The following is a 23484-nucleotide window of genomic DNA, read 5'->3' on the forward strand; positions in this document are numbered from 1 at the left end:
GGCCGCGGGCGGAGCCTGGTGGCAGGCCTCGCGGAGCGACGACACCGCCGCGGTGGTGGCGCGCGCCGATCTCGCCGCGTTCCCCGACTGGCAGGGCGCCGGGCCCGAGGTCGCCGAGAGCGAGCTCCTCGCGGATGCGGTCCCAGACCATCGCGGGCGGCGCTTCCAGCTCGACGGCGCGGCTCGCTCGACCCAGGCCCGCCGCGTGGCCGAGCTCGACCAGCTGCCGGGCGCAGTCGGGGCAGTCGCGCAGGTGGGCCTGCTCGGCGTCGCTCGAGTGCTCGCCGAGGGCGAGCAGGGCGAGCTCGTCGGGATCGAGGTGGGTCATGTGCTGCTCACCTCCAGGCGGGAGCGGAGCCGGTCGAGGCTGCGGCGGATGTGGCTCTTGACGGTACCGAGCGGCAGGCCGGTGCGCTCGGCGATCTCGGTGTGGGTGAGGTCCTCGTAGAAGGCGAGGCCGATGACGCGGCGGGGAACGGGGTCCAGGCGGGAGAGCTCGTCGGCGATCAAGATCCGCGCCTCGAGGTCGACCGGCGCCTCCCCCTCCTCGACCGGCGTCACGGCGACGAGGGCCTCGGTGAGACGCCGCTCGCGCGCCCGTGCCTCGTGCGCATCGGCGATCCTCCTCCGGGAGATGCCGACCAGCCAGGCGCCGAGCGCGGCCCGACCGGGGTCGAAGCCCGAGCGGGACGTCCAGGCGGAGACGAACACCCGCTGCACGACGTCCTCGGCGTCGCCCCGATCGCCGAGCGAGCGCAGTGCAAGCGTGAACACGAGCGGTGACCAGCGCGAGTACGCCTCGGCGAGCGCCGCCTCCTCCCCCGCGGCGAAGCGCAGGCCGAGCCGGGCCACGAGGGCGCTGTCGGCCTCGGCGCCGTCGGCGGGCTCGCTGGTCTCGATCAGGGGGTCCCTCCAGGGCTGCGGGGAGCGCCGGCGCCCGGGGGCGTGCGGCGCTGCGAGGCTCATCGTACGTCGGTGAGGCTCGGGCGGGCGGGTCAGCCGACCGGGACGGCCGTGACCACCACGTTGCTGAGGTAGTGGCGGGTGTCGTAGTCGAAGTCGCCGCCGCAGGTGATCAGCACCAGGCGGGGCGGTCCGTCGGCGGCGAACACGGCGGAGAGGTCGACCGTGGTCTTCTCGGTGGTCTCGACGGTCGAGACGGTGTACGTGCGCTCCGCGCCGTCCTCGCCGGTCAGGGTGACGGTCTGGCCAGGGACCGCCTTCTTCAGCTCGACGAACGGACCGAGGCCGTAGGCGAGCGAGTCGACGTGCGCGGCGATCACGACGGTGCCCTCCGGCTCGTCGAGGCCGGCGCCGAAGCGGTACCAGCCCGCGACCTGTGTGTCGGGCACGAGCTCCATCGTGCCGTCCTCGGCGACTCCGACCGGCTCCACCGCCATGTCGACGGGGAGCCCGTCGACGACGAGCCGCTCGGGGGCGAGGACCGCGGGGGCGGGGGTCGCGCCGAGCCGGGCGTCCGCCACCGGGACGGACGGAACGGCGACGGGCGACGACGCGGGCGGAACGGGAGCGACCGTGGCCGGCACCGGCTGCTGGGGCGCCGAGGAGACGACGGCGGGAGCGGGCTCCACCCGGGACTCCTGCGCCGCGCATCCGGCGAGACCGGCACCGGCCACGATCAGCCCGACCACGGCGAGGACGCGCAGAGGGAAGGGGCTCCGGCTCATGGCGTCCTCCTGGGTCGTGGTCGGGGGGTGCCGGGACGGCCGCGCTCCAGCACGGCCGACCCGGCGGTCGGTTCCTCGGGTCAGCGACGCGAGGCGGCGGTGCGGCGGCCGATCAGCACGGCGCCGGCGGCGGCGAGGGCGGCGAGCAGTGCTCCGCCCCACCAGCCCGCGGCGGCGTCAGGACGGTTGTCCGCGGCGAGGCCGGCCTCACCGGCGGGGACGCCCGACGGCGAGGAGTGCAGTCCGTCGATGGTCTGCGTCGCGAGGGCGAGGTTGCCCTTCTCCAGGCTGCCCCACGCGTAGACGATCGTGTTGACGCCCTCCTGGACCTGCACGTCGGCCGGGCCGATGACCGGCGCGGTCGTGCCGGTCGCGGCGACCACGGTGGAGATCGTGGCGGGCGCGAGGTTCAGCACGCCCTCGTTCGGGTTGGTCACGTTCGTCAGGACGGGCGACCCTCCGGCGAGGATGTCGACGGCCGGAGCGGCGGCGATGTGGCGGACCGTGAGCCGGCCCTCCCCCGCGGCGGTCTTCGAGATGTCGTTGGTGAAGAGGGTGGCGGTGGGGGTGTTGTCCGGCTTCAGGTGCGCGGCGACGGTGTAGCTCTTGCCTGCCTCCAGGCTGATGTCGATCGGGCCGATCACGGGGGCGCCGGCGTCCGCGGCGGTGGAGGCCGTGATGGCGACCGTGTAGGTGCCGGTGGGCAGGTCGAGCGGGCCGGCGAGCGAGCCGGGAGTGAAGTCGTCGAGCGTGAGCTTCCCGTCGACGTAGACGTCGACCGGGGTGTCGGGGACGGCGTGCAGGACCGAGAGGTCGGCCGAGTCGGCGTCGGCGGCGGTGGCGGGCGTGGCGGCGATGCCGACGACGGCCAGGGTTCCGATGCAGGCACCGGCGAGCAGGCTGCGGGAGAAGCGGGAGGTGGTCACGGTGTTCCTCTTTCACGATGGGACCCGCGAGGGGTCGGGGGGTGGTCGAGAAGGGCCTTCACCACTACTTCCGGCCGAGACGCCTCCTCGGATGCACCCGATCTGAGATTCCTCGAGAGAATTCCTGTCCGGCGCTTCGCGAGCCCCTCGCGGCGCTGGCCCGAGCGCCCGCTCCGGGCTAGCCTCCGACCAGGAGGTGCGGAGGATGGGCAGGCGCGGCGTGGTCCTCCTCCTCGCCGCCGCAGCGCTCACCACGGCGGCGGTCGCGGGCGTGCAGGGCTCCCTCACCCCTCGGGCGCCGGTCGCCGACCAGGCCGCCGCCGCCTCCGACGCCCCCGCCCAGTGCGACGACGCCCGGGAGCTGCTGGCCGCCTCGTCCGCCTTCGAGGGCGGAGCGGGCGTGCCGGCGGGCCACCTCGTGGCCTGCCTCGACGAGGACCACCGGCGCCTCACGATCCACAACCGCACCCCCGTCGTCTGGAGTCTCGGCGATTCCTCCGTGCGCGGCGTCGCGAGCGGGACGAACGGAGTGACGGGGCTGCTGAGCCTGCACGCGTCGCAGTCCTCCTCCGGACTGCTGCTCGCTCCGGGATCGGCGGCCTCGGTCTCGGCCGGCGACGGGAGGATCCGTCCGCGGCCCGACGAGCCCTCGACCCGGCTGCAGCTCGCGCTCACCGCGGTGGTCGCGGCTCAGGATCAGGCGATCGGCCCCTCCGCCGGTCCCGACAGCATCATCCGCGGCGCCGCGCTCACCTGCGCGGTCGTGGTCGCGGAGTCGGACACCGGCTGGCGGGTCACCTCGCCGCAGGCTCTCGCCGCGGCGGCCGAGGATCCGGTGTGCGCCCGCGACTGGTCCCGCGCCCAGCGCAGCGCGGCGGCGTGGCGGATCGCCCTGCCCGGGCTCGTCGACGCCGTCGAGGCTCCCGGCCGCCCCGAGGAGGACTCGGCGCTCCAGCGGGCCGCGGCCGACTGGTTCTCGGCCTCGAGCGGCTTCTCGTGGGGCGGAGTCGACCGCCCCGCTCCCCTGCCCTGACCTGCACCGCCGGCCTCGTCCGCGCCGGGAACGCGGAACGGGCCGCCCTCCGCGAGGAGGACGGCCCGTTCGGCAAGAAGTTCGCGGTGTCATCGAGACCGCGCCCTGCTCCGGGAGGAGCTAGCGGCGCAGACCGAGACGCTCGATCAGCGAGCGGTAGCGGTTGATGTCCACATCCGACAGGTAGCCGAGGAGTCGACGACGCTGACCCACGAGCAGCAGCAGACCACGACGCGAGTGGTGGTCGTGCTTGTGCTCCTTGAGGTGCTCGGTGAGGTCCTTGATCCGCTTGGTCATGACCGCCACCTGGACCTCGGGGGATCCGGTGTCACCGGGGTGGGTCGCGTACTCTTCGATGATCGCCTTCTTGACATCTGCTTCGAGTGCCATATATGGGATCCCCTCTCTCTCGTTGCGCGGTGCCCGGCGCCTGGTGCGTGGGCTCTCTTGATCCGCGGCCGTCGAACGGCAACCGGACGACTCTACCAGAGGCAGGGCCGTCTCAGGAGCCGGTGGCCCGGTTCCAGAGCACGACGAGCCACGGCGAGACCAGCAGCTGCCAGTAGACGAGCACGAGGACGTTGACGACCACGCCGATCCAGCCGGCGATCGGCGGTCGCCTCTCGCGGCGCCGGGCCCGGAGGGTGGAGACGGCGAGCAGGATCCCGGCGAGCAGGACCGCGTGCACGAGCGCGGTGTAGAGCACGCCGACCAGCAGGTCGCTGACGGCCTGGTCGCCCGGGTAGGCGCCGAGCGAGATCAGGGCGTACCAGACGAAGAACGACAGCGGGACGGCGAGGACGGCCAGGAGGACCGAGGCGATCCCTGCTCCGTAGCGGTGGAGGAGTCCGCGGGCGCCCGAGGTAGTGGCGCCGGTCCGCGGGGCTCCGGCGCGGACACCGCCGGTGGAGCTGCGCCGACCGCCCGTGGCGGCCGCGGCGCGACGCGCACCCGCCTCGGCGGCGGTGCGGATCGAGCGTCGCGAGGGGGCGGCTCCGGCTGCTCGCGGGACAGGAGGACCCTGACGCCCGGGCGCGCCGTCGGATGACGTGCTCATGCCTCTCACCCTAGGGGATGGCCCCCGAGCCCCCGGATCGGCGCGACACGGCCCGTCGGGGCGGCGGAGTCAGCAGAATGGAGCGAGTGAGCCAGACCCCCCGCGCCCCCCGGCGCAGCCACGTCCTCGACGTCTCCCCCCTCCGAGAGTCCCCCGCCTTCGCGCGGCTCTGGGCCGGCAACGTGATCTCGGGCATCGGCGGCCAGATGACGATCGTCGCGGTCGGCCTGCACATCTACGAGCTCACCGGCTCGACCCTCGCGGTCGCCCTGGTCGGCGTGGTGGCGCTGGTCCCGACCGTGATCGCCGGCCTCTACGGCGGAATGCTCGCCGACGCGTTCGACCGCCGCCTGGTGCTCCTGCTCGCCGCCATCGTGGCCTGGGGCTCGACTGCGGGGATCGCGGCCCTCGCCTGGCTCGGCGCCGAGACTCCGCTGTCCCTCTACGCGCTCACCGCCGTGAACGCGGTGGCGACGACGGTGATCGTGACCACCCGGATGACGCTGGCGCCGCGGCTGCTCCGCACCGAGCTGGTCCCCGCCGCCGCCGCGCTGGGCGGCATCGCGAGCGGTGTCGAGGTGACCGTCGGGCCCGCCCTCGCCGGGGTGCTGGTCGCCTCCTCCGGCTTCGCGATCACGTACACGATCGACGTCGTGCTGTTCCTCGCCGCGTTCCTCGGCATCGCGGGGCTGCCGGCGCTCGTGCCCGAGGGCGAGCGCCAGCGGCCGGGGCTGGAGTCCCTCCGCTACGGACTGGGCTTCCTGAAGGGCGCTCCGAACGTCCGGATGTCCTTCCTGGTCGACATCGTGGCCATGACCTTCGGCCAGCCGCGCGTGGTCTTCCCGGCGGCCGCCGCCGTACTGCTCGGCGGAGGAGCGGTGACGGTGGGCGCCCTCACGGCCGCGTTCGCGATCGGGGCGCTGATCAGCGGCGTCTTCTCCGGCCGGCTCACCGGGGTCCGCCGGCAGGGCCTCGCGATCGGCCGCTCGATCCAGGTGTACGGAGCGTTCGTCGTCACGTTCGGCGCGGTCCTGCTCGGCGCCGCGCTCGTGAAGCACGACGCGTCGGCGCCGAACGCTGTGCTCATCGCCCTCGCGGCGGTCGCCCTGGCGGGCGCGGGCGCCTCCGACAACATCAGCTCGATCTTCCGGCAGACGATGCTGCAGACCGCGGTCCCGGACAACATGAGGGGCCGGCTCCAGGGCGTGTTCATCGTCGTGGTGACGGGCGGCCCGCGGGTCGGCGACCTCTACACGGGGCTGCTCGCCTCGCTCGCGCTGCTCTGGCTGCCGCCGCTCGCGGGCGGGCTCGCGATCATCGCGATCCTCGCCGCGGTGCTGCGCCTGCGACCGGGCTTCCGCGCGTACGACGCGCTGCACCCGACGGCCTGAGCCCGGGGGCGTCTCCTCCGGGGCGGACGGGACGGCGCGCCCGCCCGCTCGGCACCGGCCGGCGGACGGGCGCGCGGGGGATCAGTCGCCGGAGGCCGCGTCGGCGCCGCCGCCGTCGGTCAGGCGGTCGTCCGAGACCAGTCCGCTGTCGTCGTCGCGGCCCTCGACCCGCACCGGACGGTAGACGTGGAAGCCGTCGTCGTCGGGCTCGAGCTCCCAGACCACCTCGACCTCCTCGCCGTCGATGTCGGCCAGACGGGTGAAGGAGCGCTGCGGGGAGCCGTCGATCATCTCGAGGCGGATGCTCTCCTGCTCCGCTCCGCTGTCGAGGATGGCGGTGTACGTCGATTCGGTGTCCATGCCTCGACGCTAGACACGCGCGGGGAGGCGTCGCCACCCCTTGCGGCGGCGCCCGGTCCGCGTAGCGTCGGCACCATGACCGACACCGACATCACTCCCGCCGACTCCGACGACCGCGAGCAGATCACCGAGATGGTGAAGAGCGCCGGGATCGGGCTCCTCACCACCGTCAACGCCACCGGGCAGCTCGTCAGCCGTCCGCTCAAGGCCCAGGACATCGACTTCGACGGCGAGCTGTGGTTCTTCACGCAGGACCCGTCGCCCAAGGTCGACGACATCCGCGCGAACCCGAGCGTCAACGTCGCGTTCGAGTCGAAGAAGGGCTACCTGTCGGTGGCCGGCTCGGCGACCGTCGTGCACGACCCGGCGAAGGTGGACGAGCTGTGGTCCCCGGCCGTCGCCGGCTGGTTCCCCGACGGCAGGGACGACCCGACCGTCGCGCTGATCCGCGTCGAGGCCGAGACCGTCGAGCTGTGGGCGACCGACGAGCCCCGTCCGGTCGTGCTGTTCAAGGTCCTGAAGGCCGCCGTCACCGGCGGGCAGCCCGACATCGGCGAGAACCGCACCGTCTCCTTCGAGTGACCCCTCCCTCCCCGCGGGACGCGCCGGGGCGGACGCGTGCGGCGCGTCCGCCCCGGGACGGCGCCTCGCGGGGAGGTGCGTCAGGCGCCGCCGAAGCGCTCGGTGCGGACCCGCTCGGGCGAGTGGCCCTGCTCGACCAGGGCGGTGGCGACGGCCTCGACGAACGAGGTCGGGCCGCACACGTAGACGGTCGGCTCGAGCGCGGCCGGCAGTGCCGCCTCGACGAGCAGCTCCGGAGTGACGCGGCCGGCCGGACGCGCCGCTCCCGCCGGTGCCACTCGGGTGAAGACGTGGTCCACCGCGACTCCGCCCGTCGCGGCAGGCCGCTCGGCGAGCGCCGCCAGCTCCTCGCGGTAGTAGGCGAAGACGGGCGAGCGGACCGAGTAGAGCAGCTGCATCCGCGCCGTGCTCCCGGACCGGGCGTGCTCGCGCGCCATCGCCATCAGCGGCACCACGCCGCTCCCGCCCGCGATCAGCTGCACCGGCTCCGCCTGCTCGGGACGCCAGACGAACCAGCCGCCGATCGGGCCGCGGATCTCGAGCCGGTCGCCCGCCTCGAGGCCGTCGACCAGGTACGGGGAGACCTCGCCGTCGTCCAGCCGCTCGACCGCGAGCTCGACCCGCTCCCCGTCGGCCGGCGCGCCGATCGAGTAGGAGCGGCTCGCCTGGTAGCCGTCGGGCGCGGTGAGCCGCACGTCGAGGTGCTGCCCCGCCAGATGGCCCGGCCACCCGGGCACGCGGAGCACCAGAAGGCGCGACGTGGGAGTGAGCGGCGCGACCGATTCGGCCACCGCCTCCGTCCACATCACCAGTAGCGCTCCTCTTTCCAGGGGTCTCCGTGCATGTGGTAGCCGTTCTGCTCCCAGAAGCCGGGCTCGTCGCCGGGCATCAGGCGGAGCGTCCGCACCCACTTCGCGCTCTTCCAGAAGTAGAGGTGGGGCACCAGGAGCCGTGCGGGGCCGCCGTGCTCGGCTGCGAGGGGCTTCCCCTCGAACTCGGTGACGACCCAGGCCTTCCCGCCGCGGATCTCGGCGAGCGGGAGGTTCGTCGTGTAGCCGCCGAAGCTCTGCGCCATGACGAAGCCGGCGTCCGTCTCCAGGCCCTCCAGCAGCGTGTCGACCGAGACGCCGCGCCAGCTGGTGCCGAGCTTCGACCACCGGGTCACGCAGTGGATGTCGGTGTGCACGTCCTCGTGCGGGAGTGCGTCGAACTCCTCCCGGTTCCAGCGGCGGACGCCCGCAGGGCCGCCGTCGATGGAGAAGGCCCACTCGTGGATGTTCGGGGTGGGCCCGATCGAGAGGACGGGGAACCCGTTCTCGAGGTGCTGGCCCGGCGGGAGGTCCGGGTCCGCCTCCCTCTTGCCGAAGAAGCCCCGCGTGATGATGCCCATGTCCGCCCTCGTCGTCCTCGGGGCCTGGCCCCGGATCGCTGGAAACCGCTCGTCGCGCTCACGCTACCGCTCGGCGCTACCGCATGCGGGCCCGCCGGGCGAGCCCGGGACCGTGTCGGACGTCGGTGCCAGGATCGGGGCATGAGACGAACCGTCGTGCCGCCGTACCTCCTCGTCCGCATCGCCCGCCTCGACGATCCGGCCTTCGCCCGGGCCGCGCGGGCCGCGAGCCGCTCGCTCGAGCAGGACGTGCCGTTCCGGCGCGTCCGCCCCGGCGAGCCCTCGCCCGACCGCGGGGTGCCGACCGCCGCCGCGACGCCCTCTCCGCGCACCCGCGTGCAGTCGCTCCAGCGCACCATCGCGGACGCGCGGACGGAGGAGACCCTGCCCGGCACGGTCGTCCGCCGCGAGGGCGAGGCGGCCACGGGTGACGCGGCCGTCGACGAGGCGTACGACGGCCTCGGCGCGATGTCGGCCTTCCTGCAGGGGGCGTACGGCCGCGACTCCATCGACGACGCCTGGCTCCCGCTCGACGCGACCGTGCACTTCGGCGACGACTACGACAACGCCTTCTGGGACGGCTCGCGGATGGTCTTCGGCGACGGGGACGGCCAGGTGTTCCGCCGCTTCACCGTCTCGCAGAGCGTGATCGGCCACGAGCTCGCCCACGGCATCACCGAGTACACGGCGAACCTCGTCTACCGCGGCCAGTCCGGAGCGCTCAACGAGTCGGTCTCGGACGTGTTCGGAGCTCTGCTGGAGCAGTACGGCGCCGGCCAGAGCGCCGACGAGGCGAGCTGGCTGATCGGCGAGGGGCTCTTCACCGACGAGGTGCAGGGCACGGCCCTGCGGTCGATGATCGCTCCCGGCACCGCGTACGACGACGACGTCCTCGGCTCCGACCCGCAGCCGGGCTCTATGGCCGACTACGTCGAGACCGACGACGACAACGGCGGAGTGCACATCAACTCGGGGATCCCCAACCGCGCGTTCGCCGTGGCGGCGACGACCCTCGGCGGGAAGGCGTGGGAGCGAGCAGGGCAGGTCTGGTACGACGTGCTGACCGGGGGTGTCCTCACCGCGACGGCCGACTTCGAGGCGTTCGCAGCGCTCACCGTGCAGGCCGCCGCCGAGCGCTACGGATCCGGCTCCGAGGTCGAGGCCGCCGTGCGCACCGGCTGGACGACGGTCGGCGTGACGCTGTCCGCCTGAGCCGGTCCGCTCGCGGGCGGAGGCGGGTAGCATCGCGCGCATGGACGTCATCGTGTCGCGCAGCGGCGGCTTCGCCGGCCTCCGCCGGGTGTGGCGGGTCGACGTCGAGCAGCAGCCCGACGAGCGCGCCTGGCGCGACCTGCTCGGCTCGCTCCCCTGGGACAGCGCCGACGGCGAGTCCCCCGGCCGGGCCGACCGCTTCGTCTACGAGATCCGCGTGCAGACGCACCGCGTCCGCCTCGGCGAGACCGAGCTCGACGGAGCCTGGCGCGAGCTGGTCGAGCGCGTGAAGAAGGCGCAGCCCCGCTAGGAGCTGCGCCTTCGTCGTGTGCCCGGAGCTACTTGGTGCCGAGCAGGTCGATCACGAAGATCAGGGTCTTGCCGGAGAGCGGGTGCCCTCCGCCGGCCGGGCCGTACGCCAGCGCGGGCGGGCAGATCAGCTTGCGCCGGCCGCCGACCTTCATCCCCGGGATGCCCTGCTGCCAGGCGCGGATGAGGTTGTTGAGGGGGAAGTTGATCGACTGGTCGCGGCTCCAGGAGGAGTCGAACTCCTCGCCGGTGTCGTACTCGACGCCGAGGTAGTGGACCTCGACGGTCGAGCCGGGCTGCGCCTCGGCGCCGTCGCCGACGACGATGTCCTCGACGACGAGGGTGTCGGGGGCCGGGCCCTCAGGGGCGTCGACCTCGGGCTTGGTCAGGTTCTCGCTGCTCATGCCTCGATCCTACGGCGCTCGGGAGCGCAGTCTGGGAGCGGGCTGCGAGCGCTCACTCGACCAGGGTGAGTCGCCGCGTCGGCCGGGTCATCGCGACGTAGAGCGACGCGGCGCCGCGCTCGCCCGTCTGAGCGATGAGACGCGGGCGGGCGATGATCACGGAGTCGAACTCGAGCCCCTTGGCGTCGTTCGTCGAGAGCACGGCGATCGCGCGGTCGAGCCCGGTCGCTCCGCGGCCCACCTCCCGGCCGAACCGCTCCTCGAGGCGCTCGGCGATCGCGGCGAGGTCGTGGTCGGGCGCGATGACCGCGAGGGTGCCCTCCGCCTCGATGTCCCGGTCCTCGACCACAGCCGCCAGTACGCGCTCCGAGAGGCCCGCGTCGCCGCGGTCGCGGATCGTCCGCACCGGCCACTCGGTGGAGCGCACGGCCTCCCCCGGCGTGATCTCCAGCCCGTTCTCGCGCGCCGTCCGCTCGGCGAAGGCGACGATCTGCGCGGGCGTGCGGTAGTTGACCGTCAGCTCCTCCAAGCGCCACGGCGCCGCCTCCACTCCCCGGCCCTGGCGGCCGAAGGTGTCGCGGAGCGCGGCGTCCCAGCTCGACGCGGCGGAGGCGCCGGACGCCTGCGCGACGTCGCCCACGATCGTGAACGAGCGCATCGGGCAGCGGCGCAGCAGCACCCGCCACTGCATCGGCGAGAGCTCCTGCGCCTCGTCGACCACGACGTGCCCGTAGGTCCAGGTGCGGTCGGCCGCGGCTCGCTCGGCGGTGGTGCCGAGCACCGAGCGCTCGGCGAAGCCGGCCGCGAGATCCTTGGCGTTGACGAGGCCGTCGACTCCCATGTTGCGGATGGCGGCCTCCGCGTTCTCGATGTCGCGCTTGCGCTGCTCCTTCTCGGCCTTCTTCGAGGCGTCGGCCTGGTCGTCGTAGGCGCCGAGCAGCTCCGCGGCCTCGTCGAGCAGCGGCACGTCGGAGACCGTGAACGGAGCGTCGCGGTCGCGGCGGAGGAGGGCGCGCTGCGCGGCGGTCCAGCGCGGCGTGAGCGTCGCGAACCAGTTGGGACGGGCGTAGAGGTCCTGCAGCAGCTTCTCGGGGGTCAGCGGGATCCAGGCGGTGTTGAGCGCGACGCGCACGTCGTGGGCGGTCCGCACGTCCTCGCGCAGCACCGCCTCGTCGGCCTCGTCGACCGTGCTGCCGTGGCTCCGCAGCTGATCGGCGAGCTGACGCGTGAGCTGGGAGAGCAGCGTCTTGACGAAGGAGACGCGCGCCTCGTTGTGCGGCTTGCGGCTGTCGCGCGCCCGGGTGATCGCTCGCTCCACGTCCTGCGGCTCCAGACGGAGCTTCTCGCCGTTGACGTCGAGCACCTGGGTCTCGGCCGGGACGATCTGGCGGGAGCGGACCGCGCGCTTGAGCAGCTCCGCCATCCGCGCCGAGCCCTTCACGCGGGCGACCGCGGGCACGTCCTCCTCGACGAGGTCGAGGCCCGGGTAGAGCTGGCCGAGCGTCGAGAGGACGACGCCCGTCTCGCCGAGCGAGGGCAGCACCGCCTCGATGTAGCGGAGGAAGGAGCGCGAGGGGCCGACCACGAGCACGCCGGAGGAGGCGATGCGGTCGCGGTACGAGTAGAGGAGGTAGGCGGCCCGGTGCAGGGCGACCGCGGTCTTGCCGGTGCCCGGCCCGCCCTGCACGACGAGCACGCCGCGCAGCTCGGACCGGATGATGCGGTCCTGCTCGCTCTGGATGGTCGCGACGATGTCGTGCATCCGGCCGGTGCGCTGCGCGCCGAGGGCCGCCATGAGCGCGCCCTCGCCCTGCAGCACGGTGCCCTCGCGCAGCAGCTCCTCGTCGAAGACCTCGTCCTCGAAGCGGAGGACCTCGCGGCCCCGAGTGGTGAGGTGGCGCCGGGCGCGGGTCCCCATCGGCCGGGCGGCCGTGGCCTGGTAGAACGCGGCCGACTGCGGGGCGCGCCAGTCGAGCAGCAGCGTGTCCTGCTCCTCGTCGCGCAGGCCGATCCTGCCGATGTAGCGGTGCTCGGAGTCGGCGTCCGCGAGCGTGAGCCGGCCGAAGGCGAGCCGGTCGTCGGCGCCGGTGAGCGAGCGGATGCGGTCCTCGTAGAGGCGCGCGTACGCGTCGCGCTCGGAGCGGCTCTGGTGGTTGCCGCCGACGCTCTCGATGCGGACGGTGTCCAGAGCCTCGCGGGCCTGGTCGATCAGCTCGTCGAGGCGGGCGTAGAGCGCCGCCACGTAGTCGCGCTCCCGAGAGAGCTCGGTGGCCTGCACAGTGCTGCCGTCCGTCATCGTCCGCCTTCCGAGGGTCCGCCGCCGCGGGCCGGGAGGCGCGGGATGCGCTCCGGGGGCCGCGGGAAAACAGGCGATCCAGTCTACCGAGCGATCCGGAGAGGGCCGTGCCGTCAGCGGGATCCGGATGCCTCTTGCGCTCGGCGCCGCGGAGGAGCATCCTCTCTCCCACGAAGAGCTCGACGCCCCGTCCGAGCAGCCGGCCCTGCCGCTGCCGCAGGGCGTCGAGCTCTTTCTCCCGGGTGCCCGGCCGCCGTCCGATCATCGACCGGGAAGAGAACCGGACGGCCCCGCGTTGCACGCCCCATGGCCACTCCGAGCAGCAGCGTCACCGCCCCCTCCCGCGCCTCGATCGACCTCACGGAGTCGGCGCGCGCCGGCTGGGAGTCGTGGCTCGCCCGACGCGTCGAGCGCGTCACCGGACCGCGGGGCGATCTCGCCCTCGTCGAGACCCGCTGGCTCGAGTCCGGCGAATGCGTCGACGACGAGCAGGCGCTGGCCGGCTACGGCCCCTCCGCGACCCTGACGCGGATGCGTCGCGAGAACCTCGACACCGGCGAGCCCGAGTACGGCTACCGCGTCTGGGACGCGGCCTCCGACGGCATCCGCTCCTTCGACGCCATCGAGACCTTCCCCTTCGACGCCGCGTGGGTGCTCGAGGCCTGGTTCGAGCCGGTCGCCGAGGACCGCACCGTCCCGTTCGAGCACCTGCGCGACAACGGCGCCACCCGCGAGCTGGTCGTGCCCGGCGACATCACCTTCTCGCTCGTGGACGACGGCCGAGCCCGCGAGTACACGGTCGCCGCGTTCGACGACGGCGGCACGCTGCTCGTCCCGTTCGGCGACCCGACCAACCGCAGCGCCGACCCGGAGCTCGCGAGCTACCCCGTCGGCCGCTTCCTCGTCGTGCAGCGGATCGGCGGCGCGGCCGACGCGGGCACTCCCGGCCCGGTGCTCCTGGACTTCAACCGGGCCTACATCCCGCCGTGCGGCTTCTCGCCCCACTACAACTGCCCGCTGCCGCCCGCGCAGAACCGGCTCGGAGTGCCCGTGACGGCCGGCGAGCGCCGCGTGCGCAGCGCCTCCGCCTAGCCCGCCCCTCGCGGAGCGGGGGCGGCCCCGGCTCAGCGGGTGAGGACCGCCCGGCGGGCGACGAGCTCGTCGAGGAGGACGCGCTCGTCGACCGCACCGGTGCGTCCGCCGCGGCCGAGCAGGAGGTGCTGCCGGTGGTGCGCGAGACGCGTCGCCGAGCGGAGGAAGTCCCGCATCGCGCGCGGCCGGTCCCCTCCCGCGCTCCGGGCCCAGCGGGCGGCGGTGCGGCGCCCCTCCGCGGTGCCGATCATCCGCACCTCGGCCGGCGAGAGCCACCCGGCGACGGCGTAGTCGTCGAGCCGCCGGAGCGTCACGCGCCGCTCCTGCCGGCGCAGCAGGACCACGACGACCACGGCGACCGCGAACAGCGGCACCTGGACCACGCCGTAGAAGCCGAACCAGTCGGACACCAGGAACGACGAGCCGTTCCAGAGCGCGTGCAGGACTGCGGCGAGCGCCAGCCCGAGCAGGGCGATGGGCAGCCGCGCGACGGCGGGCCGGTTCGAGGCGAAGCCGAGGGCCGCGCCCGTGCAGGCGGTGAAGAGCACGTGCGCGAACGGCGAGAGCACGCCGCGGAGGAAGAAGGTCACCGCGAGCGAGCCGAGACCGCCCTCCACCAGCGCGCTGCCGAAGTAGAGGATGTTCTCGACGAAGGCGAACCCGGAGGCGACGACGGCCGCGTAGACGATGCCGTCGACGGGTCCGTCGAAGGTCCGGCGCCAGATCAGCAGGACGAGGAGGACCCCGATCCCCTTGGCCGTCTCCTCGACCACCGGCGCCTGGATCACGGCGCCGACGAAGTCGGATCCGCTCGGCTGCTGCCCGGAGGCGTAGACGGCGATCTGCACGCCGAGGTCGACCAGGAGCGCGATCGCGACGGAGCCGGCCGCGCCCCAGAGGAAGGCGAACCACAGGCCCAGCGCGGGCTCCGGCTCCCAGCGGTCGACCCAGCGGACGCCCAGCAGCACCACGGTGAGCGGCACGAGCGCGATGACCGCGCAGATCCCCGCGGCGCTGACGCCGAGTCCGAGCACGACGTAGGCGAGCACGAGCAGCAGCAGGATCCCGAGGAGCGCCACGCCGATCGAGCCGAGCACGGTCGGCACGACGGAGGGGCGGGCGGTGGCGGGCGGTGCGGGCGGCGGATAGGCGCTCATGGGGCCGACAGTAGGGCACCGGCGGGGTGTGCCGGCGGCGGTTGACAGGCGACAGGGCGCACGTGAGCGGGGACAGCTCTGCACAACGTCGGCTGAGAGGGGGTGGCCTGCCGTGTGGGGGCAGGGACTCCGCTCTCGGCCGACGTCGTGCAGCGACCCTCAGGGGCGACGCCGATGTCCGATTCCCGCTCCTGCTGGACGTCGCCGCGTGCGAGGCTCGAGGCGTGCCCGACTCCGATCCGCTCTTCGAGGAGCGCTACCGCGCCGTCGCCTCCCGCGACTCCCGGTTCGACGGGCGGTTCCTGACCGGCGTGCACTCCACGGGCGTCTACTGCCGTCCGAGCTGCCCCGCCATCACTCCGCGGCGCGCGAACGTGCGCTTCTACCCGACGGCCGCCGCCGCGCACGAGGCGGGGCTGCGCGCCTGCAAGCGCTGCCTGCCGGACGCCGTGCCCGGCTCCCCCGAGTGGAACCTGCGCGACGACACGGCGGCGCGCGCCATGCGGCTGATCGCGGACGGAGTCGTCGACCGCGAGGGGGTCGAGGGACTGGCTGCCCGGCTCGGCTACGGCGCGCGCCACCTCGGCCGCATCCTGCGCGAGGAGCTGGGAGCCCCTCCGCTGGCCCTCGCGCGCGCTCAGCGCGCCCAGACCGCCCGGCTCCTGCTCACGAGCACCGACCTCCCCGTGTCCGATGTCGCCTTCGCCGCCGGGTTCACGAGCATCCGGCAGTTCAACGCGACCCTGGCGGAGGTGTACGAGCGGACGCCGACGGCACTGCGCGCCTCCGCCCGGGGCAGGCGCTCCGAGGCCAGCGTCCACGACGGCGCGACCACGCTGGAGCTCCGGCTGGCGGTGCGCGCTCCGTTCGATCCCGGGGTGCTCGACGTGCTCGGCGCCGACGCGCTCCCGGGGCTCGAGGAGGCGTCCCCCGGCGGCTACGCGCGCTCACTCGTCCTGCCCGGGGGCGCGGCGCTGATCCGGCTGGAGGCGGACGAGGCGACCGTCCGCTGCAGCGCGACCCTCGTCTCCGTCGCCGACATCGGGCCCCTGGTCGCCCGGGTGAGGCGGCTGCTCGATCTCGACGCGGACGCCCGGGCCGTCGACGAGGCCCTCGCGGCCGATCCCGCGCTCGCTCCGAGCGTCGCCGCCCGCCCCGGCGTCCGCGTGCCCGGCTCCGTCGATCCGGCCGAGACGCTGGTGCGCGCGCTGCTCGGCCGGCGGGAGGCCGCACGGCTGGTCGCGGCGCTGGGCGCGATGCTGCCGGAGTCCGTGGCGAGCGGATCGATCGCGCGCTCCTTCCCCTCCCCCGCGGTGATCGCCGAGCACGCCGCCGGCGTGCTCGGCCGATCCGCCGACGTGCTGGTGCGGACCTGCACGCTGCTCGCCGAGGGAGCGCTGCGGCTCGACGCCGACCGGGAGGAGCTCGCCGAGCAGCTGCTCGCGGTCCTCGGGATCGGCCCGGCCACGGCGGCCGCCGTGGCGCAGCGGGCGACCGGGGATCCCGACGTCCTGCTCGCGGGAGATCCGGCGCTCCGACGGGGCGCGGCGTCCCTCGGTCTGCCCGGCGGCGAGCGCGCGCTGGCCGAGGCCGGACGCCGCTGGGCGCCCTGGCGCAGCTACGCCGGGGCGCGCCTCGCGGCCGCGGTCACGCCTCCGGCGCGGGGTCGATGATCGGGAGCGCCGCGGTCATCGCCTCGATGCCCGAGAGCCGGGCCGGCGAGATGAGCCGCATGACCTCCTCGCGGGACATCAGCCCCGCCTCGACCACCAGGTCGGCGATGTTGCGGCCGGTGGCGAGGGCGGCCTTGGCGAGTGCCGCGGACGCGGTGTAGCCGATGCTCGGGGTGAGCGCCGTCACGACGCCGACCGAGGAGGCGACCATGGCCTCGAGCCGGTCGACGTTCGCGGTGATGCCGTCGATGCAGTTCTCGCGGAGCGTCCTGCAGGCCTGCGTCATCCAGGTGATGCTCTGCAGCAGCGAGTGCGCGATCACCGGCTCGAAGGCGTTGAGCTGGAGCTGACCCGCCTCGGCCGCCATCGTGACCGTGACGTCGGCGCCGGCCACCGAGTAGGCGACCTGGTTGACCACCTCGGGGATGACCGGGTTCACCTTGCCGGGCATGATGCTCGATCCCGCCTGACGGGGCGGCAGGTTGATCTCGCCGAAGCCGGCCTGCGGGCCCGAGGAGAGGAGCCTCAGGTCGTTGCAGATCTTGGACAGCTTGATCGCGGAGCGCTTGAGCGCGCTCGAGAACGACATGAAGACGCCGGTGTCGCTCGTCGCCTCGACGAGGTCCTGCGCCATCTCGAGGTCGAGGTCGGTGATCTCGTTGAGGTGGCGGACCGCGGCCGCTCCGTAGCGCGGATCGGCGGTGATGCCGGTGCCGATCGCGGTCGCTCCGATGTTGACCTCGGCGAGCAGCCAGATGGTCTCGGAGAGCCGGGCGTGGTCCTCGCCGAGGGTCGTCGCGAAGCCGTGGAACTCCTGGCCGAGCGTCATCGGCACCGCGTCCTGCAGCTGCGTGCGGCCGACCTTCAGGACGCTGCCGAACTCGACCGCCTTGCGGGAGAACGACTCGCGCAGCAGCGCCAGTTCGTCGAGCAGGCGGCGCAGCGACCACGTCATCGCGATCTTGATCGCGGTCGGGTAGACGTCGTTGGTGGACTGGCTGCGGTTGACGTCGTCGAGCGGGTGCAGGTGGGCGTAGTCGCCCCGCTCGAAGCCGCCGATCTCGAGCGCGACGTTGGCGACGACCTCGTTCGCGTTCATGTTCGTCGAGGTGCCGGCGCCGCCCTGGATCACCCCGACCACGAACTGGTCGTGGAACTCGCCGTCGATGATGCGGCGGCACGCGGTCTCGATCAGCTCGGCCTTGGCGGGGGCGAGGCTGCCGAGCTCGGTGTTGGCCCGGGCGGCCGCGAGCTTGACCGTGGCGAGGGACCGGACGAGATCGGGGTAGATCGAGATGGGGCGCTTGGAGATCGGGAAGTTGTCGAGGGCCCGCGCCGTGTGGATGCCCCAGTAGGCCTCGGCGGGGATCTCCATCGAGCCGAGGGAGTCGCTCTCGGTGCGCGTGGCGGGGGTCTCGGTGTCGTCCAGGGCTCTGCCTTCCGGGTCGCGGTCGGGGAGGGTGCTCGGTGCGAGGGTCACGTCCAGCTCCGTTGCTGTCGTCGTGCGGCCCCGGAGGGTGCAGGGGGCTCGCGAACTGCGCGGCCAGCCTATCGCCGGGGCGCGGGGCGGCGGCGGACGCAGGCGCGGAGCGGGCGCTCGACGGGCGCGGAACGACCGCGCCTCCCGCCGCCGGGGCGGACAGGAGGCGCGGGACGCAGGACGCGGCGGGTCAGCGGTAGTCGCTCCCCGACGCCAGGGCCGCCAGCGGCACGAGCACGACCACGACGAGCACCGCGATCGCGAACAGCAGGACCAGGCCGAGCATGACGGAGTTGAGCACGATGCCCCAGATCGAGAGCGTGCGGCCGGTCGGCTCCCTCCTCAGGCCCAGGACGCCGAAGACGAGGCCCGCGGCCGGAGCGATCACGGTCAGTCCGAAGAAGACGGACGTGACGCCGAGGATCAGGCTGGTGAGCGAGAACGGGGTCGACGGAGCCGGGGCGAGCGCCGCGGGCGGGACGGCCGGGGTGCCGTAGGGGGCGCGGGCCTGCTGCGACGAGGCGGGCTCCTCGGCGGCGGGGCGCTCCCCGGCGGTCGGCCGCTCCTCGGTGAGGACGGCGGTCGCGCCCAGGTCCACGGTCGGCTGCTCGTCGGCGGGGGTGGAGAGGCGGGCGGTGCGGTCGTCGGTGGTCACGGTGTGCTCCTTCTCGGGTGCCGGTCGCCCGGCGGGATGCGGTGCCGCCGGTGTGCTCCGGCGATGCCTCCACGCTACGGACGCACCCGGGCCCGCCCCATCCGGGGAACCCCCGGAACTCTTGGGCGATCCCCCGCCTCGAGGAGGGGGCGGGTGCGAGACTGGGTCGGGCGCGAGGAGGCGGCGAGATGGACGACGACGAGCTGCGGCACCGCACACGGGACTGCACGGGCGCCCGCGCCGTCTGGTTCGCCGGGCTCTCGGCGCTCGCCGGCTTCGTGGTGATCTCCCCCGTGATCTCCCTCACGGCGACCGTGATGGTGTGGGGGTCGCGGCGGCGGATCGGCACCCTCAGCGACCGGAACGGCCTGGTGGCCGTCAACTGGCAGCTCACCTACCTCGCGCTCCAGCTGATGCTGGTCCCGCTGCACCTCGCGCTGGTGTCGGTGCGCGACTCGCTCGGCGCCGACTGGCCGCTCGCGACGATCTCGGCGATCCTCGCGCTGGCCGTGCTCAACCTCGTGCTGTGCGTGGTCCTCGGGATCCGGTCCGGCCGGGGGCGCACCGTGCGCCTCTGGATCGCCGTGCCCTTCGCCCGCTCCACCCGCCCGCCGCGCTGATCGTCCTGGCACCCCGGCCCGCACGGCTCCCCGCGCCTGAGGCTCCGCTCGGCGTGTCTGCGGCACGGTGCCCCCTCGACGCCGCTGCGGCGGGCAGGGTGGTGGAGTGATCGCCTTCCCTCCGCCCGTGTACGTCGTGGCCGACGACGGAGTGCGGCTGGCCACCTACTCCGTCGGCGAGGAGAGCGCCCCGACCGTCCTCGCCGTGCACGGCTTCGCCTCCCACGCCGTGCTCAACTGGGAGACGTCGGGCTGGCTCCGGACGCTGCACCGCGCCGGGTACCGCGTCGTGGCGCTCGACCAGCGCGGGCACGGCGCGAGCGAGAAGCCGCACCACTCCGACTCCTACAGCGTGAGCGCCATGGTGGCCGACCTGGTGCGGGTGCTCGACTCCTACGACCTCGACGCGCCCCACGTGCTCGGCTACTCCCTCGGCGCCCGGATGAGCTGGGTGCTGGGGCTCGAGCACCCGGAGCGCCTCGCCTCGCTGAGCCTCGGCGGGCTGACCGTGGGCGAGCCCCTCCGCTCCTTCGACGCGGAGGCGGCCCGGGCGCGTGTCGCCTCCGGCGGCGAGATCGACGACGGCTTCACCCGCGCCTTCATCGGCATGGCGGAGGGGGTGCAGGGCAACGACCTCGCGGCGCTGGTGGCGGTGGCCGACGGCGTCCGCGGCGGGGCGCACCCGGAGCACGGGCGGCACCCCGGCCTGCCGACGCTGCTCGTGACCGGAGGCGCGGATCCGATCGCTCCCGGGGGCGAGCTGCTGGCGGCGGAGGCGGGGGCGCGGTTCGTGAGCGTCCCCGGCCGCGACCACACCAGCACCGTGCCCGCGCGGGGCTTCAAGGACGCGGTGCTGGCGTTCCTGGCGGAGCAGGGCTAGCCGGGCGATCTGCAGGGTACGGGCGATCTGCAGGGGACGGTGCGGTTCGCAGGGGATGCGGGCGGGAGAGCGTTCTCCTCCGCCTGAACCGCGAGGCGACGTCCGGATCCCCTGCAGATCGCACGCCGGGGGGACAGGAACGGAGGCAGGCGCGGAGGCGGCGTAGCATCCCCCTCATGCAGGCGATCCGCATCGAGAACCCCGGCCCCGACTCCCGACTCGTGCTGGAGGAGGTGCCGACCCCCTCCCCCGGACCGGGCGAGGTCCTCGTGCGCGTCGCGGCCGCCGGCGTGAACCGCGCCGACCTCGGCCAGCGCGGCGGGGTCTACCCGCCGCCGCCCGGCGCCTCCGAGATCCTCGGGATGGAGGTGTCCGGCACGGTCGTCGCGCTCGGTGAGGACGCGACCGGGTTCGCGGAGGGCGACGAGGTCTGCGCGCTGCTCTCCGGCGGCGGCTACGCCGAGTACGTCGCGGTCGACGCGGGCCTGGTGCTGCCGGTCCCGGACGGGATCGGTCTCGTCTCGGCCGCCGCCCTCCCGGAGACGACGTCCACCGTCTGGTCGAACCTCGTGATGGTGGCCGGGCTCGGATCCGGCGACACCGTCCTCCTCCACGGCGGCGGGAGCGGGATCGGGACCACGGGCATCCAGATCGCCGTCGCCCTCGGAGCCCGCGTCGCCGTCACGGCCGGCAGCCCCCGCAAGCTCGAGGCGTGCCGCGCGCTCGGCGCCGACGTCCTGATCGACTACCGCGAGGAGGACTTCGTCGAGCGGGTCCGCGAGGCGACCGGCGGGCGCGGCGTCGACGTGATCCTCGACCCCGTCGGCGGCGACTACCTGGCCCGCGACCTCGAGGCGCTGGCCGTGGGCGGACGCGTGGTGTTCATCGGCAACCAGTCCGGCGCGCTCGGGTCGCTCGACCTCGGGGTGCTGATGCGCAAGCGCGGCGCGGTGCACGCCACGACCCTCCGCGCCCGGCCGCTGGAGGAGCGGCGCGCGATCGTCGCACAGGTGTGCGCGGAGGTCTGGCCGCTGGTCGCCGCCGGGACGGTGCGCCCGGTGGTGGACGAGGTGGTCCCCCTCGCCGAGGCCGAGCGGGCGCACGACGTGATGCGCTCCTCCGGCCACATCGGCAAGCTGCTGCTCACCCCGTGACGTGCGCCACCGGAGGAGGCCCCCGCCGCCCGCGGTGAGCGGGAGCGGGGACCTCCTCCGGCGAGGCGGTCCTGCGGGGCGTCAGACGGCGGAGCGCAGGAGTCCGAGCGAGCGGTTGATGCCGTCGACATCGACCGCGGCCGGGTCGAACGAGGCGCCGGCGGCGAGGCCGAGAGCCTCGAGCGCCTCGGCGTGGTCGGCCGAGGACGGGTCGGTCGCCGCTCGTACCGTGTCGGCCCAGGCCGCGGGGCCTCCCGGCACGTCGAGCGGAGCCGCGCCGCGCGCGCCGGTGCAGCGCGGCAGAGCCGTCGACAGCGGCGCGATCGCCTCCAGGCGGATCACGTGGCGCCACTCGTCCTCAAGGTCGTAGACGTAGAAGAGCTCGTCCTGCTCTTGCTCGAGGACCTCGGCGAGCGCGACGCCCGCCTCGTCCACGAGGTCGGCGCCGAACTCCTCCGCGTCGGACGGCGAGCCGATCGGAGCCTGCTCCTCGTCGGGCACGCCCACGCTGTAGTAGTGCGGCTGTGCGTCGGTCCAGCCCAGCGAGAGCTGGAGCGCGAGGTGCAGATCGCGCAGCGACGACTCGGAGGAGAGCTCGAGACGCCGCCAGACGACGGGCTTGGTCCCGAGCAGGGCGACGTGGAGGGCGTAGGCGGTCGCCGTGTCCTGGGTCGCCTCGTCGAGGATCTCGAGGCGGGTGGCCTCGCGCTCGCCGAGGAGGACGACCGTCGCGCGGACGACGGAGGCGAGGACGGGCGCCAGGCCCTCCGGCACCGCGTACCCGAACTCGGGCGAGTGCAGCAGCAGGCCGAGCTCGGCGGTGTCGTCGAGCATGCGCTCGGCCGTCCCGACCATGCGCTCGCGCTCGTCGAGGGCCTCGTCGAGCGAGACTCCGGAGTCGGCGGCCAGCTCGTCGACCAGCTCGCCGACGACCAGGCCCGGGTGGATCTCGGCCTGGCAGGCGACGGCGATGCGGACCAGCACGGCGTCGGTGGTGGTGACCGCGCGCTCCTCCGGGGAGAAGGCGCCGTCCTCGGTGTCGGCGGCCGTCAGCGCGGTCTGGGCGCTGAGGATCCACTGCTCGAGGAAGCGGGCGACGTAGGCGATGCGCTCGGCGGCGGCCTCGTGCGCGTCGGAGCTGCGCCAGAGCACGGCCGCCTCGCCGAGGCCGGCGGCGGACCCCTCCTGCTCGAGCACGGCCGAGCCGACCAGCGCGTCCCACCAGGCCGAGACCGGGATGCGGACGGAGTCGTCGCTCGGGGTCGATCCCGCGGAGGAGATGCCCGCCTCGACCGCGATCTCGCGGGCGGCGCGCTCGGTGAGGGTCGCGCCGTCGGCGGCGGCGAGGTGCTCGACCACGACGTCGGCGGCGTGCACGAGAGCGGTGGCGCGGACGGCGGAGAGCTGCTCCTCGGCCGGGACCTCGTCGAGCTCCGCGAGGTCGTCGAGCACGGCCTCGACGAACGAGCCGGCGAGGTCGAGGACCTCGTCGAGGACGGCCTGGCACTCGTCCAGCTCCTCGTCGGTGCCGGTCCAGAGGTCCTCGTCGGTGAGGAAGTCGAGGAAGTGCTCGACGACCTCGGCGACGGTGAAGAGGGTGTCGTCGAGGTCGGCCTCGCTCTCCTCTCCCGACAGGTCGGCCTCGATCTGGTCGAAGACGGCCTCGAGCAGCTCGGCGTCGGGCTGGGCGAAGGAGCCGCGCGGACGCAGGTCCCGGGTCATCGCGAAGAGGTCGGTCAGCACCTCGACGGCCTCGTCGGCCTCGAGGTGCTCGTGCTGCAGGCCGACCTCGGCGAGGTGCGAGCGGTACCAGCTGCGGAACCGCACCATCAGCGCGGTCTCGGCCGTGCGGCCGCCGCCCTGACCGCCGGACCCGCCCTGACCGCCTCCGGATCGTCCCTGGTTGCGCTTCTTGCCCATGATTCCTCCGCGACCGCTCCACTCACGACGAAGCGCTCCAGCCTACCCAGTGCGGGCGCGCGGCGGCACGCGCGGACGCCCCCTGTTCACCCTGTGCGCACGGAGTCCGCTCCCGCTGATGCGGCGGATCACCCGAGACCCGGGACGGGCGCGCTGTGGGAGGCCCCGCCGCCCACGGCCCCTGCCACACGGGTCACGATCATGA

General features: G+C 74.2%; 24 protein-coding genes and 1 pseudogene. 10 read left to right on the forward strand and 15 right to left on the reverse strand.

Annotation, left to right across the window (positions count from 1 at the left end):
• The 4 genes and pseudogenes from C5D44_RS02085 to C5D44_RS02100 all read right to left on the reverse strand — a co-directional run.
• Window positions 1-328 (reverse strand): annotated as a pseudogene (locus C5D44_RS02085) (anti-sigma factor); the annotation flags it as partial.
• Window positions 325-966, reverse strand: a complete 642-nt coding sequence (locus C5D44_RS02090) for an RNA polymerase sigma factor (RefSeq protein WP_104280693.1) — start codon at window positions 964-966, stop codon at window positions 325-327. The pseudogene C5D44_RS02085 and the gene C5D44_RS02090, both read right to left, overlap by 4 nt.
• 29 nt (window positions 967-995) lie before the next feature.
• Window positions 996-1688, reverse strand: coding sequence for a class F sortase (locus C5D44_RS02095; RefSeq protein WP_104280694.1), 693 nt, complete (start codon window positions 1686-1688; stop codon window positions 996-998).
• Window positions 1689-1768: 80 nt separating this feature from the next.
• Window positions 1769-2614 (reverse strand): DUF4397 domain-containing protein, encoded by an 846-nt coding sequence (locus C5D44_RS02100; RefSeq protein ID WP_104276134.1) that lies wholly within the window; start codon window positions 2612-2614, stop codon window positions 1769-1771.
• Window positions 2615-2819: 205 nt separating this feature from the next.
• On the opposite strand from C5D44_RS02100, the gene C5D44_RS02105 reads away from it, so the two are divergent.
• Window positions 2820-3647 (forward strand): hypothetical protein, encoded by an 828-nt coding sequence (locus C5D44_RS02105; RefSeq protein WP_104280695.1) that lies wholly within the window; start codon window positions 2820-2822, stop codon window positions 3645-3647.
• A gap of 120 nt (window positions 3648-3767) precedes the next feature.
• Here C5D44_RS02105 and rpsO read toward each other — a convergent pair whose 3' ends face one another.
• Together rpsO and C5D44_RS02115 are read right to left on the reverse strand one after the other, a co-directional pair.
• Window positions 3768-4037: a 30S ribosomal protein S15 gene (rpsO, locus tag C5D44_RS02110; protein WP_104276136.1), complete on the reverse strand. Its 270-nt coding sequence runs from the start codon at window positions 4035-4037 to the stop codon at window positions 3768-3770.
• A gap of 112 nt (window positions 4038-4149) precedes the next feature.
• The gene (locus C5D44_RS02115; protein WP_104280696.1) at window positions 4150-4704 is read right to left on the reverse strand and encodes a hypothetical protein; all 555 of its coding nucleotides are present in this window, start codon (window positions 4702-4704) and stop codon (window positions 4150-4152) included.
• 77 nt (window positions 4705-4781) lie between these two features.
• Between C5D44_RS02115 and C5D44_RS02120 the strand changes: the two genes are divergently transcribed.
• The gene (locus C5D44_RS02120) at window positions 4782-6095 is read left to right on the forward strand and encodes an MFS transporter (protein WP_104280697.1); all 1314 of its coding nucleotides are present in this window, start codon (window positions 4782-4784) and stop codon (window positions 6093-6095) included.
• A gap of 81 nt (window positions 6096-6176) precedes the next feature.
• Here C5D44_RS02120 and C5D44_RS02125 read toward each other — a convergent pair whose 3' ends face one another.
• On the reverse strand, window positions 6177-6455 hold the full coding sequence (locus C5D44_RS02125; protein WP_104224817.1) for a hypothetical protein: 279 nt from the start codon (window positions 6453-6455) through the stop codon (window positions 6177-6179).
• A 75-nt stretch (window positions 6456-6530) separates the two neighbouring features.
• Here C5D44_RS02125 and C5D44_RS02130 point away from each other — a divergent pair, with 75 nt between their 5' ends.
• On the forward strand, window positions 6531-7037 hold the full coding sequence (locus tag C5D44_RS02130; RefSeq protein WP_104276139.1) for a pyridoxamine 5'-phosphate oxidase family protein: 507 nt from the start codon (window positions 6531-6533) through the stop codon (window positions 7035-7037).
• A gap of 80 nt (window positions 7038-7117) precedes the next feature.
• Here C5D44_RS02130 and C5D44_RS02135 read toward each other — a convergent pair whose 3' ends face one another.
• Window positions 7118-7843, reverse strand: a complete 726-nt coding sequence (locus C5D44_RS02135; RefSeq protein WP_104280698.1) for a ferredoxin reductase — start codon at window positions 7841-7843, stop codon at window positions 7118-7120.
• The gene (locus tag C5D44_RS02140) at window positions 7843-8427 is read right to left on the reverse strand and encodes a molybdopterin-dependent oxidoreductase (protein WP_104276141.1); all 585 of its coding nucleotides are present in this window, start codon (window positions 8425-8427) and stop codon (window positions 7843-7845) included. The genes C5D44_RS02135 and C5D44_RS02140 overlap by 1 nt, the downstream gene beginning before the upstream one ends.
• 141 nt (window positions 8428-8568) lie before the next feature.
• Here C5D44_RS02140 and C5D44_RS02145 point away from each other — a divergent pair, with 141 nt between their 5' ends.
• Together C5D44_RS02145 and C5D44_RS02150 are read left to right on the forward strand one after the other, a co-directional pair.
• Window positions 8569-9639 (forward strand): M4 family metallopeptidase, encoded by a 1071-nt coding sequence (locus tag C5D44_RS02145; RefSeq protein WP_104280699.1) that lies wholly within the window; start codon window positions 8569-8571, stop codon window positions 9637-9639.
• A 40-nt stretch (window positions 9640-9679) separates the two neighbouring features.
• A complete protein-coding gene (locus tag C5D44_RS02150; RefSeq protein WP_104280700.1) occupies window positions 9680-9949 on the forward strand; it encodes a protealysin inhibitor emfourin in 270 nt (89 codons plus the stop codon).
• Window positions 9950-9977: 28 nt separating this feature from the next.
• On the opposite strand, the gene C5D44_RS02155 is transcribed toward C5D44_RS02150, so the two are convergent.
• Window positions 9978-10352 (reverse strand): FKBP-type peptidyl-prolyl cis-trans isomerase, encoded by a 375-nt coding sequence (locus C5D44_RS02155; RefSeq protein ID WP_104226280.1) that lies wholly within the window; start codon window positions 10350-10352, stop codon window positions 9978-9980.
• 52 nt (window positions 10353-10404) lie between these two features.
• Window positions 10405-12648 (reverse strand): UvrD-helicase domain-containing protein, encoded by a 2244-nt coding sequence (locus C5D44_RS02160; RefSeq protein ID WP_104276144.1) that lies wholly within the window; start codon window positions 12646-12648, stop codon window positions 10405-10407.
• Window positions 12649-12954: 306 nt separating this feature from the next.
• Between C5D44_RS02160 and C5D44_RS02165 the strand changes: the two genes are divergently transcribed.
• The gene (locus C5D44_RS02165; protein WP_104280701.1) at window positions 12955-13740 is read left to right on the forward strand and encodes a DUF1684 domain-containing protein; all 786 of its coding nucleotides are present in this window, start codon (window positions 12955-12957) and stop codon (window positions 13738-13740) included.
• Window positions 13741-13772: 32 nt separating this feature from the next.
• Here C5D44_RS02165 and C5D44_RS02170 read toward each other — a convergent pair whose 3' ends face one another.
• Window positions 13773-14897, reverse strand: coding sequence for a PrsW family intramembrane metalloprotease (locus C5D44_RS02170; protein WP_104280702.1), 1125 nt, complete (start codon window positions 14895-14897; stop codon window positions 13773-13775).
• A 224-nt stretch (window positions 14898-15121) separates the two neighbouring features.
• Here C5D44_RS02170 and C5D44_RS02175 point away from each other — a divergent pair, with 224 nt between their 5' ends.
• On the forward strand, window positions 15122-16570 hold the full coding sequence (locus tag C5D44_RS02175; protein WP_181118423.1) for a DNA-3-methyladenine glycosylase 2 family protein: 1449 nt from the start codon (window positions 15122-15124) through the stop codon (window positions 16568-16570).
• Here the strand turns inward: C5D44_RS02175 and C5D44_RS02180 are convergent.
• Together C5D44_RS02180 and C5D44_RS02185 are read right to left on the reverse strand one after the other, a co-directional pair.
• Window positions 16545-17999 (reverse strand): aspartate ammonia-lyase, encoded by a 1455-nt coding sequence (locus tag C5D44_RS02180; protein WP_258060401.1) that lies wholly within the window; start codon window positions 17997-17999, stop codon window positions 16545-16547. The two genes, C5D44_RS02175 and C5D44_RS02180, sit on opposite strands and share 26 nt — an antisense overlap.
• A gap of 241 nt (window positions 18000-18240) precedes the next feature.
• Window positions 18241-18705 (reverse strand): DUF4190 domain-containing protein, encoded by a 465-nt coding sequence (locus C5D44_RS02185; RefSeq protein WP_104280703.1) that lies wholly within the window; start codon window positions 18703-18705, stop codon window positions 18241-18243.
• Window positions 18706-18893: 188 nt separating this feature from the next.
• Between C5D44_RS02185 and C5D44_RS02190 the strand changes: the two genes are divergently transcribed.
• The 3 genes from C5D44_RS02190 (at window position 18894) to C5D44_RS02200 (ending at window position 21359) form a co-directional block, all read left to right on the forward strand.
• A complete protein-coding gene (locus tag C5D44_RS02190; RefSeq protein WP_104280704.1) occupies window positions 18894-19325 on the forward strand; it encodes a DUF4870 domain-containing protein in 432 nt (143 codons plus the stop codon).
• Between the two features lie 106 nt (window positions 19326-19431).
• Complete coding sequence (locus tag C5D44_RS02195) at window positions 19432-20205, forward strand: alpha/beta fold hydrolase (protein WP_181118424.1); 774 nt, start codon at window positions 19432-19434, stop codon at window positions 20203-20205.
• A gap of 176 nt (window positions 20206-20381) precedes the next feature.
• A complete protein-coding gene (locus C5D44_RS02200; protein WP_104280706.1) occupies window positions 20382-21359 on the forward strand; it encodes an NAD(P)H-quinone oxidoreductase in 978 nt (325 codons plus the stop codon).
• A gap of 81 nt (window positions 21360-21440) precedes the next feature.
• Here the strand turns inward: C5D44_RS02200 and C5D44_RS02205 are convergent, their stop codons facing one another.
• Window positions 21441-23279, reverse strand: a complete 1839-nt coding sequence (locus C5D44_RS02205) for a plasmid pRiA4b ORF-3 family protein (protein WP_104280707.1) — start codon at window positions 23277-23279, stop codon at window positions 21441-21443.
• Window positions 23280-23484: the final 205 nt, after the last annotated feature.

Origin of the sequence: Rathayibacter sp. AY1B5 (assembly GCF_002932795.1) — a bacterium.
In the GTDB taxonomy this organism is placed as follows: Bacteria; Actinomycetota; Actinomycetes; order Actinomycetales; family Microbacteriaceae; genus Rathayibacter.

Bases quoted from the DNA above. Each gene is read 5' to 3' on its own strand.
- C5D44_RS02170 (WP_104280702.1), bottom strand. From the start codon at position 14,897: ATGAGCGCCTATCCGCCGCCCGCACCGCCCGCCACCGCCCGCCCCTCC.
- C5D44_RS02115 (WP_104280696.1), bottom strand. From the start codon at position 4,704: ATGAGCACGTCATCCGACGGCGCGCCCGGGCGTCAGGGTCCTCCTGTC.
- C5D44_RS02160 (WP_104276144.1), bottom strand. From the start codon at position 12,648: ATGACGGACGGCAGCACTGTGCAGGCCACCGAGCTCTCTCGGGAGCGC.
- C5D44_RS02140 (WP_104276141.1), bottom strand. From the start codon at position 8,427: ATGGGCATCATCACGCGGGGCTTCTTCGGCAAGAGGGAGGCGGACCCG.
- C5D44_RS02135 (WP_104280698.1), bottom strand. From the start codon at position 7,843: ATGTGGACGGAGGCGGTGGCCGAATCGGTCGCGCCGCTCACTCCCACG.
- C5D44_RS02105 (WP_104280695.1), top strand. From the start codon at position 2,820: ATGGGCAGGCGCGGCGTGGTCCTCCTCCTCGCCGCCGCAGCGCTCACC.
- C5D44_RS02200 (WP_104280706.1), top strand. From the start codon at position 20,382: ATGCAGGCGATCCGCATCGAGAACCCCGGCCCCGACTCCCGACTCGTG.
- C5D44_RS02120 (WP_104280697.1), top strand. From the start codon at position 4,782: ATGGAGCGAGTGAGCCAGACCCCCCGCGCCCCCCGGCGCAGCCACGTC.
- C5D44_RS02095 (WP_104280694.1), bottom strand. From the start codon at position 1,688: ATGAGCCGGAGCCCCTTCCCTCTGCGCGTCCTCGCCGTGGTCGGGCTG.
- C5D44_RS02205 (WP_104280707.1), bottom strand. From the start codon at position 23,279: ATGGGCAAGAAGCGCAACCAGGGACGATCCGGAGGCGGTCAGGGCGGG.
- rpsO (WP_104276136.1), bottom strand. From the start codon at position 4,037: ATGGCACTCGAAGCAGATGTCAAGAAGGCGATCATCGAAGAGTACGCG.
- C5D44_RS02190 (WP_104280704.1), top strand. From the start codon at position 18,894: ATGGACGACGACGAGCTGCGGCACCGCACACGGGACTGCACGGGCGCC.
- C5D44_RS02150 (WP_104280700.1), top strand. From the start codon at position 9,680: ATGGACGTCATCGTGTCGCGCAGCGGCGGCTTCGCCGGCCTCCGCCGG.
- C5D44_RS02165 (WP_104280701.1), top strand. From the start codon at position 12,955: ATGGCCACTCCGAGCAGCAGCGTCACCGCCCCCTCCCGCGCCTCGATC.
- C5D44_RS02125 (WP_104224817.1), bottom strand. From the start codon at position 6,455: ATGGACACCGAATCGACGTACACCGCCATCCTCGACAGCGGAGCGGAG.
- C5D44_RS02145 (WP_104280699.1), top strand. From the start codon at position 8,569: ATGAGACGAACCGTCGTGCCGCCGTACCTCCTCGTCCGCATCGCCCGC.
- C5D44_RS02090 (WP_104280693.1), bottom strand. From the start codon at position 966: ATGAGCCTCGCAGCGCCGCACGCCCCCGGGCGCCGGCGCTCCCCGCAG.
- C5D44_RS02130 (WP_104276139.1), top strand. From the start codon at position 6,531: ATGACCGACACCGACATCACTCCCGCCGACTCCGACGACCGCGAGCAG.
- C5D44_RS02155 (WP_104226280.1), bottom strand. From the start codon at position 10,352: ATGAGCAGCGAGAACCTGACCAAGCCCGAGGTCGACGCCCCTGAGGGC.